Origin of the sequence: Flavobacterium sp. (genome assembly GCF_003525665.1) — a bacterium.
In the GTDB taxonomy this organism is placed as follows: Bacteria; Bacteroidota; Bacteroidia; order Flavobacteriales; family Flavobacteriaceae; genus Flavobacterium.
In genome coordinates, this window is record NZ_DQDX01000222.1 from 1 (window position 1) to 12261 (window position 12261).

General features: G+C 31.8%; 17 protein-coding genes and 1 pseudogene. 9 read left to right on the top strand and 9 right to left on the bottom strand.

Annotated elements, in window-relative coordinates; all coding sequences use genetic code 11:
• Window positions 1-104 precede the first annotated feature (104 nt).
• Both DIU01_RS15225 and DIU01_RS15230 read left to right on the top strand, forming a co-directional pair.
• Complete coding sequence (locus tag DIU01_RS15225; protein WP_290835950.1) at window positions 105-293, top strand: hypothetical protein; 189 nt, start codon at window positions 105-107, stop codon at window positions 291-293.
• Complete coding sequence (locus DIU01_RS15230; RefSeq protein WP_290835952.1) at window positions 290-664, top strand: type II toxin-antitoxin system death-on-curing family toxin; 375 nt, start codon at window positions 290-292, stop codon at window positions 662-664. Before DIU01_RS15225 ends, DIU01_RS15230 begins: the two co-directional genes overlap by 4 nt.
• A gap of 1 nt (window position 665) precedes the next feature.
• On the opposite strand, the gene DIU01_RS15235 is transcribed toward DIU01_RS15230, so the two are convergent.
• A complete protein-coding gene (locus tag DIU01_RS15235; protein WP_035125105.1) occupies window positions 666-1238 on the bottom strand; it encodes a DUF3109 family protein in 573 nt (190 codons plus the stop codon).
• 143 nt (window positions 1239-1381) lie between these two features.
• On the opposite strand from DIU01_RS15235, the gene DIU01_RS15240 reads away from it, so the two are divergent.
• The 3 genes from DIU01_RS15240 to DIU01_RS15250 all read left to right on the top strand — a co-directional run bounded on the left by DIU01_RS15240 (window position 1382) and on the right by DIU01_RS15250 (window position 2922).
• Window positions 1382-1960: a MarC family protein gene (locus DIU01_RS15240; RefSeq protein ID WP_290835955.1), complete on the top strand. Its 579-nt coding sequence runs from the start codon at window positions 1382-1384 to the stop codon at window positions 1958-1960.
• Window positions 1961-1996: 36 nt separating this feature from the next.
• Window positions 1997-2197 carry a hypothetical protein gene (locus DIU01_RS15245; RefSeq protein WP_290835957.1) on the top strand — a complete coding sequence of 67 codons (201 nt, stop codon included), beginning with the start codon at window positions 1997-1999 and terminating at the stop codon, window positions 2195-2197.
• A gap of 116 nt (window positions 2198-2313) precedes the next feature.
• Window positions 2314-2922, top strand: coding sequence for an FAD-dependent oxidoreductase (locus DIU01_RS15250; protein ID WP_290835959.1), 609 nt, complete (start codon window positions 2314-2316; stop codon window positions 2920-2922).
• Between the two features lie 129 nt (window positions 2923-3051).
• Here DIU01_RS15250 and DIU01_RS15255 read toward each other — a convergent pair whose 3' ends face one another.
• From DIU01_RS15255 to DIU01_RS15265, 3 genes are all read right to left on the bottom strand, one after another.
• Window positions 3052-4626, bottom strand: coding sequence for a S41 family peptidase (locus tag DIU01_RS15255; RefSeq protein WP_290835960.1), 1575 nt, complete (start codon window positions 4624-4626; stop codon window positions 3052-3054).
• Between the two features lie 84 nt (window positions 4627-4710).
• Complete coding sequence (locus DIU01_RS15260; protein WP_290835961.1) at window positions 4711-5139, bottom strand: dCMP deaminase family protein; 429 nt, start codon at window positions 5137-5139, stop codon at window positions 4711-4713.
• Between the two features lie 176 nt (window positions 5140-5315).
• Window positions 5316-5909 (bottom strand): HupE/UreJ family protein, encoded by a 594-nt coding sequence (locus DIU01_RS15265; protein WP_290835963.1) that lies wholly within the window; start codon window positions 5907-5909, stop codon window positions 5316-5318.
• Between the two features lie 164 nt (window positions 5910-6073).
• On the opposite strand from DIU01_RS15265, the gene DIU01_RS15270 reads away from it, so the two are divergent.
• Window positions 6074-6505: a TerB family tellurite resistance protein gene (locus DIU01_RS15270; RefSeq protein WP_290835964.1), complete on the top strand. Its 432-nt coding sequence runs from the start codon at window positions 6074-6076 to the stop codon at window positions 6503-6505.
• A 48-nt stretch (window positions 6506-6553) separates the two neighbouring features.
• Here DIU01_RS15270 and DIU01_RS15275 read toward each other — a convergent pair whose 3' ends face one another.
• From DIU01_RS15275 to fbp, 5 genes are all read right to left on the bottom strand, one after another.
• Window positions 6554-7645, bottom strand: a complete 1092-nt coding sequence (locus DIU01_RS15275; RefSeq protein WP_290835966.1) for an ATP-binding protein — start codon at window positions 7643-7645, stop codon at window positions 6554-6556.
• Window positions 7638-8132 (bottom strand): Rab family GTPase, encoded by a 495-nt coding sequence (locus DIU01_RS15280; protein WP_290835967.1) that lies wholly within the window; start codon window positions 8130-8132, stop codon window positions 7638-7640. Before DIU01_RS15280 ends, DIU01_RS15275 begins: the two co-directional genes overlap by 8 nt.
• On the bottom strand, window positions 8125-8928 hold the full coding sequence (locus tag DIU01_RS15285; protein WP_290835968.1) for a cell envelope biogenesis protein OmpA: 804 nt from the start codon (window positions 8926-8928) through the stop codon (window positions 8125-8127). The genes DIU01_RS15280 and DIU01_RS15285 overlap by 8 nt, the downstream gene beginning before the upstream one ends.
• A gap of 9 nt (window positions 8929-8937) precedes the next feature.
• The gene (locus DIU01_RS15290; protein WP_290835970.1) at window positions 8938-9300 is read right to left on the bottom strand and encodes a fructose 1,6-bisphosphatase; all 363 of its coding nucleotides are present in this window, start codon (window positions 9298-9300) and stop codon (window positions 8938-8940) included.
• 98 nt (window positions 9301-9398) lie between these two features.
• Entirely contained in the window at window positions 9399-10409 is a 1011-nt protein-coding gene (gene fbp, locus DIU01_RS15295) for a class 1 fructose-bisphosphatase (protein ID WP_290835971.1), read from the bottom strand.
• 123 nt (window positions 10410-10532) lie between these two features.
• Between fbp and DIU01_RS15300 the strand changes: the two genes are divergently transcribed.
• The 3 genes and pseudogenes from DIU01_RS15300 to DIU01_RS15310 all read left to right on the top strand — a co-directional run.
• The gene (locus DIU01_RS15300; RefSeq protein WP_290835972.1) at window positions 10533-11393 is read left to right on the top strand and encodes a M48 family metalloprotease; all 861 of its coding nucleotides are present in this window, start codon (window positions 10533-10535) and stop codon (window positions 11391-11393) included.
• Window positions 11394-11510: 117 nt separating this feature from the next.
• Window positions 11511-11996 (top strand): GNAT family N-acetyltransferase, encoded by a 486-nt coding sequence (locus DIU01_RS15305; protein ID WP_290835974.1) that lies wholly within the window; start codon window positions 11511-11513, stop codon window positions 11994-11996.
• 88 nt (window positions 11997-12084) lie between these two features.
• A pseudogene (locus tag DIU01_RS15310) lies at window positions 12085-12261 on the top strand (aspartate kinase); the annotation flags it as partial.

Consider the following 12261-nt stretch of genomic DNA (forward strand, 5'->3'; position numbering starts at 1 on the left):
ATTAAATATTTGGTTCGACTCCCGAATTCCCAACAAATTTTCAGAGCAATTGAAAATTTTATATGTGAATTTTAAATCTATAAATTAATTTGTATCTTTGATTTATGTCTAGCGTAGAAATTAAAAAAGAAATTACTAAAGTTTTGGATCAAGTTCCAGAGAAATTTCTTGTGGATATTTTGAATTTACTCAAAGAGGTTCAATCTAATGAAACTTCAAATAGTATGCTAACTGCTAATTTCAATAAAATACTTTCTGAAGACAACGATTTACTTCACAAATTAGCACAATGATTTCAATTAAAGAAGTCGAAATAATTCATAATATCTTAATTGATAAATTTGGAGGAGCAAAAGGAATCCGAGATATGGGATTATTGGAATCTGCTTTAGCACGAACATTTGCAACTTTTGATGGCGCCGATTTATATTCAAGTCCAATAGAAAAAGCCGCTGCAATTATGGAAAGTATAGTAATCAATCATCCTTTTATTGATGGAAATAAAAGAACAGCATATACTTTTATGCGTTTGATTCTATTAGAATTTAAATTAGATATTGCTGCTTCTCAAGAAGAAAAATACAAATTTGTTATTGCCGCAAGTAAAGGAGATTATAAATATGAAGAAATTAAAAGCTGGATAGCATCTAATTTAAAAGAATAAATTACTTCCCACTCTTTAAATCTTCGGCTACTTTTTCTAATTCCATGTACCAATCTTCGCCGAACTTTCTAATTAATGCTTCTTTAACGAATTTGTAAACTGGCACTTGAAGTTCTTTTCCTAACGAACAAGCATCGTCACAAATATCCCATTTATCATAATTTACTGCTGCAAATTCGGTGAAATCTTTTACACGAATTGGATATAAGTGACACGAAACTGGTTTCTTCCAAGAAATTATTCCTTGATTGTAGGCTTGTTCGATTCCACAAAGTGCGGTTTTTCCGTCAAAAATTACGTAAGCGCAATCTTTATTGTCTATTAATGGCGTTTCAAGATCTTGATCGGTTCCTTTTACCCAAGTACCTAAACGCTCGATGGCTTCGATGCCTTCTTTTCTTAAAAATGGTTTTACTTTAGGATAAATTTCTTCAAGAATTTTAGTTTCTTCTTCGCTCAAAGGCGCGCCAGCATCGCCATCAACACAACATGCGCCGTGACAAGCCGAAAGATTGCAAACGAAATCTTTTTCTAATATATCTTCTGAAACTATGGTTTTTCCTAATTGAAACATTTTTTTTTGACACTAAAATTGAATGCAAAGATACAACGGATTTTTATGTTTTTATAGTAACGTTTAATCATCTGAAAATTAACGTATCCTTTAGAATTATACCTTTTTTTAAACAATACCTTTGCAAAAAATTTGAAAGCGTTATGTTTGGAATGGATATTAAAGAAATAGCTACAATTAGTATGGTACTTTTTGCCGTAATTGATATCGTTGGAACTATTCCGATTGTGGTTGATTTGCGACAAAAATTTGGTCATATCGAATCGGAAAAAGCATCGGTTACTGCTGGAATTATTATGATAGTTTTTCTTTTTGTAGGAGAAGAATTACTGAAACTTATTGGAATTGACGTAAACTCATTTGCAGTTGCAGGTTCGTTTGTGTTATTCTTTCTAGCATTAGAAATGATTCTTGGAATTAGAATTTATAAGGAAGAAGAAGCGAGTTCGGCATCAATTGTACCGCTTGCGTTTCCTTTAATTGCTGGAGCTGGAACGATGACTACGTTGCTTTCACTTCGATCTCAATTTGCTGCAGCGAATATTATCATTGCCATAATTTTAAATATAATTTTGGTTTATATTGTTCTAAAATCGTCTTCTAAAATTGAAAAAATGTTAGGTCAAAACGGACTTGGTGTTATTAGAAAAACCTTTGGTGTTGTACTACTTGCAATTGCTGTTAAATTATTTGCAGCTAATGTTAAAGGATTGTTTGTTTAAACCAATTTTTACTACTTTTGTTTCAAATTATTTACAATGAAAATTTTCACTACCATATTAATTTTCCTAGCTATTGGATTAATTATCTTCAACTTCACATTACTGGATTATAATCATCCATTTGAAGGCGAAAGCGTTGTTGCTTTGGTTGGAATAGCTGCTGCTTTTTGTGCTGTATTTATTCTTTTAATCTTCAAAATGTCTAAAAAAATTGAAGAGAAATTAAAAAATCAATAACTACTATAAATTCCAATTTTTAAATTGCTACGCCAGTTCGCTAACACTCGTGTCCAAATTCCAATTTTTTGGTTGTGTTTGGAATTTGGAGTTTAATTTTTTTAATTTTAAAAATTATGTTTGACGTTTTAATTATTGGCGGCGGTGTTTCTGGCGTTTCTTGTGCATTGGTTTTAGGTTCGGCTAAGAACAAACTATTTGCTCAAGATAAAAAAATCGGAATTATTGCACACCAAAAAACCTCATCACTTCAAGATGCTATTTTTAATAACGCTTACGGAATTCCAGCAGGAAAACTAGGTTCAGAGTTATTGACAGAAAGCGTTGAGCAACTTCACAATTTATATCCTCATGTTGCACAAATTGAACAGGAGAAAGTTTTAAAAATTGAAGGTGCATTTCCAGATTTTACTGTGGTAACGAATAAAAATTCGTACCAAACTAAGAATATTGTTGTTGGAATTGGATCGTCGAATATGTTTGCTATTGAAGGTTTGATGCACTTTGTTGAACCACACAAAAAAGCAATTGCCGAAAAACAACGTATTCAATTGATAAATGATGACCACAAAGTTGCCGACGGAATTTATGTAATTGGAACACTTGCTGGACACAGAAGCCAACTTGCTATTGCTGCCGGAAGTGGCGCTGCGGTTGCAACGGATATCTTGACGCTATGGAATAATGGAATTTCTAGTCAAGCACATGACTCGATTAAGAAATGATTTTAAATTACCTATACTTCTTTATTAGTTTTACTATTAAATAAATTATGGCAATAATTGCTACAATGTTTATCAATTGCCATAGAAATAAGGGAAAGCTAAAATCTTTAAAAATTGTATCCATAAATTTTATTGTTTTTCTAGTACTTTTTTAACCATTTTATCCTCTTTCAACACAATTTGGTAGTATTCGTCTTCACCAAATAATTGTCTAGAGAATTCTGCTGTTATATAGCGACCTACAAGCGCTTTATTTTTGGTCAAACTCATTTCTAAACCTGATTTTGCCAGAAACTTTTCGAATGAATTTACATACGAATCGCTGTCTATTTTAGTTAAGAAATGCAAGAAACTCATTCCTTTAAACTGATCTCTATTTTTGTCTAACTGTTCGAAAACAAACTGACCAACAATACCTGTTTGTAAAATATATTCTAAACTTTCTTCTCCATGCGCTACTTCTAGAGGAACGAAAATATCTGGTGTAATTCCGCCGCCGCCATAAACTGTGCGTCCTTTTTTGGTTTTGAATTTTAACGAATCGGCAATTTTTATTTTGTCTTTTTCATATAATTCTCCGCTTGTAAATCGGTCTTCCGATTCTTTGTAATAATCTTCGGCATCGCCTTTTACGTATGGTTTTTGAATGGATCTTCCGCTTGGTGTGTAATATCTTGCGATGGTTAAACGCACTGCAGAACCGTCGTCAAAATTCATTTCGCGTTGTACTAAACCTTTTCCAAAAGAACGTCGTCCAAAAACTAAACCTCTGTCGTTATCTTGAATTGCTCCGGCTAAAATCTCACTTGCTGAAGCCGAATTTTCATCAATTAAAATAGCTACTTTTCCAGTTTCGAAATCGCCTTTATTGGTGGCAAATGTTTTTTCTATACTTCCTTTTTTGTTTTTTGTAAAAACTATAAGTTCTTTATCCTTTAGCAATTCATCGGCAACCTCAACAGCCATTTCCATAAATCCGCCACCATTTTCTCTTAAATCAATAATCAATGAATTTACACCTTCTATTTTAAGGTTGGATAAAGCTTTACGGAATTCATAACCTGTAGTTTCGGCAAAACGATTGATTTTAATGTAACCCGTATTTTTATTTAGCATAATTGCTACATCAACACTTTTTATGGGAATAACATCGCGTTTTACTTTTATTTTAAACTTTCTTTTTTCTGATTTTCGGTAGATTGTAAGTGTAACTTCTGAATCTTTCTCGCCTTTTAATTTGCTGTACAGCACTTCATTTTTAATTTGTTTACCAAATAATTTGAAATTATCGGCATACAGAATTCGGTCGCCTTCCAGAATTCCAGCTTTTTCAGCCGGACCATTTGCGATTGGTTTTATTACTGCAATGGTATCGTTATAGTTATAGAAATTTACTCCAATGCCTACGAAGTCACCTTTCATGCTTTCGGCAACGGCAACTTGCTCTGAAGATGGAACGTAAACCGAATGCGGATCTAAATTGGCAAGAATATTATTAACCGTTAAGTCAACAATTGAATCGGTTTTTACATCATCAACATATTCACTATCAATGAAATTAATGAGTTTATTGAGTTTTGATTTATAGTCGTTTTTAGATAAAGAAGCGGTTGCTGTTGGAAAATTTAGTAGTCCGCCAATGACAATTCCTATCGCAACACACGAGAAAAAAAGTAACGGAATATATGCTTTATCTATTTTCATTTATTGTTGTACATAACTACTCAAAAGTACGAACGTTTTTAATGCAAAAACGTTAAACATATCCTATTATTTTTATAAAGGATTTTATTCTAAATCTTCAATTTTGTCGACTTCGATTCCGGCCTTTATTAAAAAATCAATGCCCGACATATCTTTGTATCCTTCTTTGTAAACTACTCTTTTGATTCCCGATTGATGAATTAACTTACTGCATTCTTTACATGGCGAAAGCGTGATATAAAGTGTTGCATTCTCACACGATTGTGTAGAACGTGCTACTTTAAGTATGGCGTTTGCCTCGGCATGAAGCACATACCATTGCGTTAAACCTTCATCATCTTCGCAACAGTTTTCAAATCCAGATGGCGTACCATTGTAACCATCGGATATTATCATTCTGTCTCTTACAATTATTGCGCCAACTTGTTTTCGTTTGCAATAGGAAAGTTTACTCCATTCGGATGCGATTCTTAAATAGGCTTTGTCGTATTTATTTTGTTTTTTTTCTTTCATGTTTTTTTGCCACTAAGGCGCGAAGGCACAAAGTATTTTCTTAAAAATTTTGAACTCTCTTCAAATGGATATTAATCTAGCCCTGATTGCAGCATCTACCTTGTAGTGCGGAAAGCAGGAACATGGATTACAAAGATAACTACTGATTCGCTCCTTAAGAAAAGAATTGATAAAAATTATCTTTTCCAGATTGGACTATCGATTATTAACGGAATTACCACGCCAATTACGAATGCCGACATGACTAATGTAAAATCGCGTTTGTTGAACCTAAAGAGCGTTTGCACGATGAACGACAGCACTAAAACGGCAAGTACAACGATGATTTGCGCGGCTTCAATACCAAGTGCAAATTCTAATAACGGAACGAGTTTATCGGTTGGTTTTCCTGGTAAAATTTCTTTAAAATAATTGGAAAAACCTAATCCGTGGATGATTCCGAAGAATAAAGTTACAGCTCCAACAAACGTGATACTTTCTTGTTTGGATGATTTTCCGGCTGTGAACAGATTAAAAAACGCTGTTATGAGAATTGTTATTGGAATAAGAAATTCGACAATATTGGCTTGAACGGTTACGATATTAAATACCGAAAGCATCAATGCTAATGTATGACCAATTGTGAAAATGGTAACTAAAATAAGAACTCTGCTCCAGTCTTTAAAGGCGTAAGGAACGGTTAATGCGATTAAAAATAATACATGGTCATAACCGTTAATATCTAAAACATGGTTGAGACCAATTTTGAAATAAATCCAAAATTCTGACATAGTTTTTTGTTTTTAAAGTAGAACTGACGAACTAAAAATTGTTTGGGATTGTAAACTTACAATTTATTTTGAATTTGATTAAAAAGAATAACGTTAATTCGACGAAAACATTTTCCTTTTTTGCAGAAATAAAATTATCTTTGCAGAATAAAACCAATATAATTATGTCATTTTCAGATTTATTTGATAGCGAATTTAAAAGTAGAAATAAAGGTCATTTTTCGGCTATTGTTCGTGTTGCCATTGCCGATGGTGATATGAGTGTAGAAGAAAAAGAATTTTTAGATAAACTTGCGGTACGATTAGAAATTTCGGCTGCTGAATATGAAGAAATTCTAGAAAACCCTTTAAAATACCCTATCAATCCACCTTATTTACATGCACAACGTTTAGAGCGTTTGTATGATTTATCTAGAATGGTTTATGTAGATCACGTACTTGGGCCAAAACAAAAAGAGATTTTAACAAAGTTTGCTCTTGCACTTGGATTTACACCAGGAAACGTACCTTTCATTGTTGATAAAGCATTGTCTTTATTGATGTTGAATGTAGATTCTGATACATTTGTTTACGAAATGACACACATGAATAAATAATTTTCAAAAAAAATTACAATAGAAAGTCTTGAGAAATCAGGGCTTTTTTTATTGGGCGATTTCGAAAGGTATAACCAATTCAAAAGTAGTTCCTTCACCTTCTTTTGTTTGATAATCAATTTGTCCATCCATAAGTTCAACTAATGTAGAAACAATTGACAATCCTAGACCTAAACCTTCAATTTTTTTAGAATTGTGTAGCTTTTTAAAACTTTGAAAAACATCTGATTTTTGAGCTACAACCATTCCTATTCCAGTATCTTTTACAAGAAATTGAAGTGTTAAAAAATCGGAATCGCTATCTTTTACATTTATCTCGAAGGTAATGGTCCCTTTTTTAGTAAACTTAATAGAATTATCTAAAAGATTGATTAGAATTTGATTTAATCGAATTTTGTCACCAATTAATTCATCAGTTATATTGTCTTCAATAGCAACTTTAAATTCTAAGTTTTTTTCTTCAACTTTAGGTTTAATAACTGCAATTAAACTCTTAATTCCTTCACTCAAACTAAATTTTTCGTTCACAACTTTCATTTGCCCTGATTCGATTTTTGCTAAATCTATCAAATCTTGAACTAAATGGGTAATATGATTATTGGTGTCTTTTAATAAGTTGACATACTCTAATTGTGATTCTGTAAGCTCTGTTTTTTCTAAATAACTTAAGAAAACTTTAAAACCCCACATTGGAGTTACTAAATCATGACTAACATTTGCCAAGAATTTATTTTTAAAATTTTTCTCAGATTGTAATTGTTGGTTTTTTATTTCGGCCAAATGAAAACTTAGAACAGATTCATTTTTTTCTTGAGCTATACTTTGGAAATTATTGTAGTGTTCTGTAAAATCAACAAAAATCAAAAATGGATTTTCAATATTTGAGCCCGAATTGAAAATGATGTCAATAGTTTTTTCAACGCCTTGATAACCTATATGAATACAGCTAAATGTAAACTCGTTGTATTCTAAATCAATCAAAGAAATAATCGTTTCGAAAAAAGGATGAAAATCAGAAATTAAAGTTTGTTTCTGAAGAGTAAAAAGCAAATCATCGGATTGCAAAACAATTCCTTTCTTATCTAAAACTACAATTTGAGTTTTATTATAGAGGTATTTATTTCTAATTTGCTCAAACATTTTTTACCATTTTGAGTCCAATTGTTTGAAACAAATTTTCAACTTCAATTCCTTCTTTGGCACTTGCAAAGTAGTCAATTGAAATGTTTTTTTCTTTCAATATGCTTTTAAATTTTTCGATATCAATTAAATCAGATTTATTTGAAACCGAAACTATTTTAGCTGTAGGATACGTTGTTTTTAAAAAATCTACTTCTTCGTTATAGCGTTCATAGGTTTGTATTCGCGTTGGATCTATAACATAAATAAACCCTGAAGTTCCCAGAAGATAAGACGAGCGCACCTTTTGGATATCATCTTTCCCTTCAATATCCCAAATGATTAAAGTTAGATCTTCTTCGTCAATTTTGATTTCTTTTTTGAGAATATGAACACCAATAGTAACAATATAATTATCAGAAAACGTGTTTTGAACATATCTTCGCATCAAGGAAGATTTTCCAACACCAAAATGTCCTACTAAAACAACTTTTTTCGAACTATTCATTTATAAATTCAGTTAATTTTATTGTAATTTGCTCTTTATCAATAGCATCTGTATTAATGTAAGAAGCTATATCGAACAATTTATTTTCTATCTTATTTTTAAAAGTAGTATTAAATCCGCCTGAAATTACAACTGCAAAATAATAAGTAGTAAAATTTTGAATATGAATTTCAAACAATTCGTATTGAATTGATTCTAAACTTTGTTGGTCTTTTTTGAAAGCATCTTCAACGAAACTTTTAATTGCGGTTAACATTCCGGCAATCATATCTTCATCGATACTTTCTTGTTTAGAACTACTTGAAATGATGATTCCTGAACCTTTTTCAATCACAAAAACTTGTTCAATTTTAGGTTCATTAAGTTCGGCAATGATCATATCTTGTTCAGAAACTCCTGTAAATTTCGATAAGACTTTTCGCTTTATTGCTTTGTAGGAAAGTGTTCTCTGAATTTGATAATTAATGTTATCCGACAAGACTTTCATCTCTTGTTGAATGTATTTTTTTATCATTTTACCAATAATTGGAAACAAAATTTCGACCACTTTATCTTGTGAATTTTTAATTTCAGAGGATAATGCTTTGGTAATTGTTGGTCCAAGTTTTTCGGGAATTTCCTCCGTGTAGGCGTCTAATTTTTTATTGATAATACCATCTACTTTTTCCGAAAGTTTGTCGGGTGTATTGATAGTATCTTCAAGAGAATCTAATTTTTGTAGAATATTTTGCGCAAAATCTCTGTCCTCATTAAGAAGAAGTTCTTTGAGCTTAATTAATTTCTCTGAATCAGTCATAATAATGAATTAGTCCTTCATTATCTTTTCACCCATAGAAACTAGAAGTGTTCCAAGTAAATTTCTATCGACTTTTTTGTGGTTCAATTCATCCGTTTTGTCATTCATACTGTTTTCTAAATCAGTAATTCTAATGTTTAAATCGGTAGCTAAATTATCGATAGTGCTGTTCAACTCTTTGCGAGTTTCTGCAATGAAATCTTCTAATTCTTCTTTTCTTTTTTCAATGTGATTTTTAATAGCCTGAAATTCCTGATCTATTTGCTGAATATTTTCACCAAAAATCAGGTTTTTGATAGCTTCCAATCTTTGAGCAGATTCAAGCGGATTTACTGCTGCAACTTCAGTTTCTTTTGATTGATTTTTTGACATATAAAATAGGTAGTTTTTTTGAAAAATATTTACAAATTTAATAATTTTTCTTTCAAAATCACTACTTTTCACTTGTTTGTGAAATTATACCGTTTATTCTATACTAATGTAGCTTTCATAAACTCTTCTGCTTTCTCTACCATGTTGTAGCTTCCGCAGAAAAACGGAACGCGTTGGTGCAATTCTGTTGGTTCAATTTCCATAATTCTATTGAATCCATCTGATGCCTTTCCTCCTGCTTGTTCGGCAATAAAAGCCATCGGATTGCATTCGTATAGAAGTCTAAGTTTACCATTTGGAGCTTTAGAACTTGTAGGATAAATATAAATTCCGCCTTTAATCATGTTTCTATGAATGTCAGAAACTAAGCTTCCAATATATCTTGAAGTATAAGGACGATCGCCTTCTTCTAGCTGACAATATTTGATATAATCTTTAACGCCTTGCGGAAAATGAACATAATTTCCTTCGTTTATAGAATAGATATTTCCGTCTTTAGAAAATTGCATGTTTGGATGTGAAAGGTAGAAAGTTCCAATCGCCGGATTTAATGTAAAACCATTCACACCATGACCTGTTGTGTAAACCAACATAGTCGATGTTCCATAAATTACATAACCTGCAGCAACTTGATTCACTCCTTTTTGAAGAAAATCTTCGCTTTGAACTGGAGTTCCAATTGGCGTAACACGTCTAAAAACCGAGAAAATTGTTCCTACAGAAACATTCACATCAATATTAGAAGAACCATCCAATGGATCCATTAAAACAACATATTTATTATTATGATTTTCATCAGAACCTGCAACAGTAATAAAATCATCATTTTCTTCAGATGCAATTCCGCAAACAATTTCTCTATTAATTAAGGTTTGAATAAAAACTTCATTAGCATAAACATCAAGTTTTTGTTGATCTTCGCCTTGAATGTTTTGTTCTCCGGCAGCTCCAACTATATCCACTAATCCAGCTTTATTTACTTTGTAATTCACAACTTTGGCTGCAAGTCGAATAGAGTTTATAATTCTTGATAATTCACCAGAAGAGTATTGAAAGGCATTTTGGTTCTCAATGATAAATTCACCTAATGTAGTATTGCGTGTTTCCATTAACGAAATCGTTGTAGTTATTTTTGCAAATATCGTATTTTTTCTCAAAAGATGAGTAATTTATACTACAAGTTTTTAATATAACTTACTTTATCTTTGCCAATGAATAAAAAAATTAAAATCATGAAATTAAATTTTAAATCTATAGCCTTTTGTTTATCGATAATTGGATTTTCCAATGCTAATGCTCAAATAAATCTTGGCGAAAAAGCGCTTGGTGCGTTACAAAGTGGTGTGGCAAGTTTTACATTTTCTAATGAAGATGCTGCAAAACTATCCAAAGAAGCAGTTGATAAAATGGATAAAGAAAATAAAGTTGCCGATGCAAAAGATGGATATACATTGCGTTTAAATAGAATTTTTGGCAAACATGCTTCTGAAAACGGATTGGCATTAAACTATAAAGTTTATTTAACTAAAGACATCAACGCCTTTGCAACTGCCGATGGAAGTGTAAGAGTTTACTCAGGCTTAATGGACATTATGGACGATAATCAACTGCTTGCAGTAATTGGTCACGAAATTGGTCACGTTGCCAACGAAGATACCAAAGATGGTATGAAAGCAGCTTTAAGAAAAGACGCTTTAATTGGAGCTGTTTCTTCTCAATCAGATAAAATTGCTAAACTTACAGACAGCCAATTAGGTCAATTAGGAAGCGCAATGGTCGATAGTAAACACAGCAGAAAACAAGAAACCGAAGCTGATACCTTCTCTTATAATTTCATGAAAAAACACGGTTATGATGTGAATGCAGTAGAATCGGCATTTGCACTTTTAGCCGCTCAAAGTGGCGGAACATCTGCAGATTTTTTAACTAAAATGATGAGTTCGCATCCTGATCCAAAAGACAGAGCTGAAAACGCTAAAAAAAGAGCTGTGAAGGATGGATTATACAAAGCATACACTCAAAAAACCATCAACAATAGAGCAACTGTAACAAAAGCGCCTGCCAAGAAAAAAGTGGTTAAAAAGAAAAAATAAATTTAATAAATTCAAATAATAAAATTCCAAATTCCAATGTTGCAGTTAGAATTTGGAATTTGTTTTTTTTGTGTATTGCCATAGCAATTTGTATTTTTGGAAAATAAATTTTTTCAAATGATCATACGTAAAGGAACTCAAAGCGACATGCCAGCGGTTTTAAATCTTATAAAGGAATTAGCTATTTTTGAAAAAGAACCAAATGCCGTAGTAATAACAGTTGATGATTTACTTCGTGACGGTTTTGGAGAATCACCTTTGTTTCATACATTTGTAGCAGAGGTTGACAATCAAATTATTGGTACTGCACTTTATTATTACCGATATTCTACCTGGAAAGGAAGAACAATTCACCTAGAAGATTTAATTGTAAAAGAAGAAAAACGCGGAACTGGAGCAGGATTTGCACTTTACAGCGAAATCATAGCCCAAGGAAAACGTGACAATGTCAGAAGAGTTGAATGGAATGTACTCGACTGGAATACGCCAGCAATTGAATTCTATGAAAAAAGTGGTGCTAAAATCTTAGATGATTGGGCTGTTGTTCAAATGGATGAAACAGCTATTTCAAATTTTTTATTGAATTTGAAAAGCAAAAAATAAAAAAATAAAATCCCAAATTCCAAAACGTAAACCGTTAAAAATCACAATTGGAATTTGGAATTTAAATAACTTTGGAATTTAATTAATTATGAAAATCTTTAAATTTGGTGGTGCATCAGTAAAAGATGCCGATGGTGTAAAAAACGTATATGACGTTTTGCAAAAAGTAGGTCATGAAGATGTATTGGTAGTTATTTCTGCAATGGGAAAAACAACCAATGCTTTAGAAACTGTTATAAAGAACTACTTTTTGCAAAACGTCATA

Bases quoted from the DNA above. Each gene is read 5' to 3' on its own strand.
- DIU01_RS15250 (WP_290835959.1), top strand. From the start codon at position 2,314: ATGTTTGACGTTTTAATTATTGGCGGCGGTGTTTCTGGCGTTTCTTGT.
- DIU01_RS15230 (WP_290835952.1), top strand. From the start codon at position 290: ATGATTTCAATTAAAGAAGTCGAAATAATTCATAATATCTTAATTGAT.
- DIU01_RS15255 (WP_290835960.1), bottom strand. From the start codon at position 4,626: ATGAAAATAGATAAAGCATATATTCCGTTACTTTTTTTCTCGTGTGTT.
- DIU01_RS15260 (WP_290835961.1), bottom strand. From the start codon at position 5,139: ATGAAAGAAAAAAAACAAAATAAATACGACAAAGCCTATTTAAGAATC.
- DIU01_RS15245 (WP_290835957.1), top strand. From the start codon at position 1,997: ATGAAAATTTTCACTACCATATTAATTTTCCTAGCTATTGGATTAATT.
- fbp (WP_290835971.1), bottom strand. From the start codon at position 10,409: ATGGAAACACGCAATACTACATTAGGTGAATTTATCATTGAGAACCAA.
- DIU01_RS15270 (WP_290835964.1), top strand. From the start codon at position 6,074: ATGTCATTTTCAGATTTATTTGATAGCGAATTTAAAAGTAGAAATAAA.
- DIU01_RS15240 (WP_290835955.1), top strand. From the start codon at position 1,382: ATGTTTGGAATGGATATTAAAGAAATAGCTACAATTAGTATGGTACTT.
- DIU01_RS15265 (WP_290835963.1), bottom strand. From the start codon at position 5,909: ATGTCAGAATTTTGGATTTATTTCAAAATTGGTCTCAACCATGTTTTA.
- DIU01_RS15275 (WP_290835966.1), bottom strand. From the start codon at position 7,645: ATGTTTGAGCAAATTAGAAATAAATACCTCTATAATAAAACTCAAATT.
- DIU01_RS15235 (WP_035125105.1), bottom strand. From the start codon at position 1,238: ATGTTTCAATTAGGAAAAACCATAGTTTCAGAAGATATATTAGAAAAA.
- DIU01_RS15225 (WP_290835950.1), top strand. From the start codon at position 105: ATGTCTAGCGTAGAAATTAAAAAAGAAATTACTAAAGTTTTGGATCAA.
- DIU01_RS15280 (WP_290835967.1), bottom strand. From the start codon at position 8,132: ATGAATAGTTCGAAAAAAGTTGTTTTAGTAGGACATTTTGGTGTTGGA.
- DIU01_RS15300 (WP_290835972.1), top strand. From the start codon at position 10,533: ATGAAATTAAATTTTAAATCTATAGCCTTTTGTTTATCGATAATTGGA.
- DIU01_RS15285 (WP_290835968.1), bottom strand. From the start codon at position 8,928: ATGACTGATTCAGAGAAATTAATTAAGCTCAAAGAACTTCTTCTTAAT.
- DIU01_RS15290 (WP_290835970.1), bottom strand. From the start codon at position 9,300: ATGTCAAAAAATCAATCAAAAGAAACTGAAGTTGCAGCAGTAAATCCG.
- DIU01_RS15305 (WP_290835974.1), top strand. From the start codon at position 11,511: ATGATCATACGTAAAGGAACTCAAAGCGACATGCCAGCGGTTTTAAAT.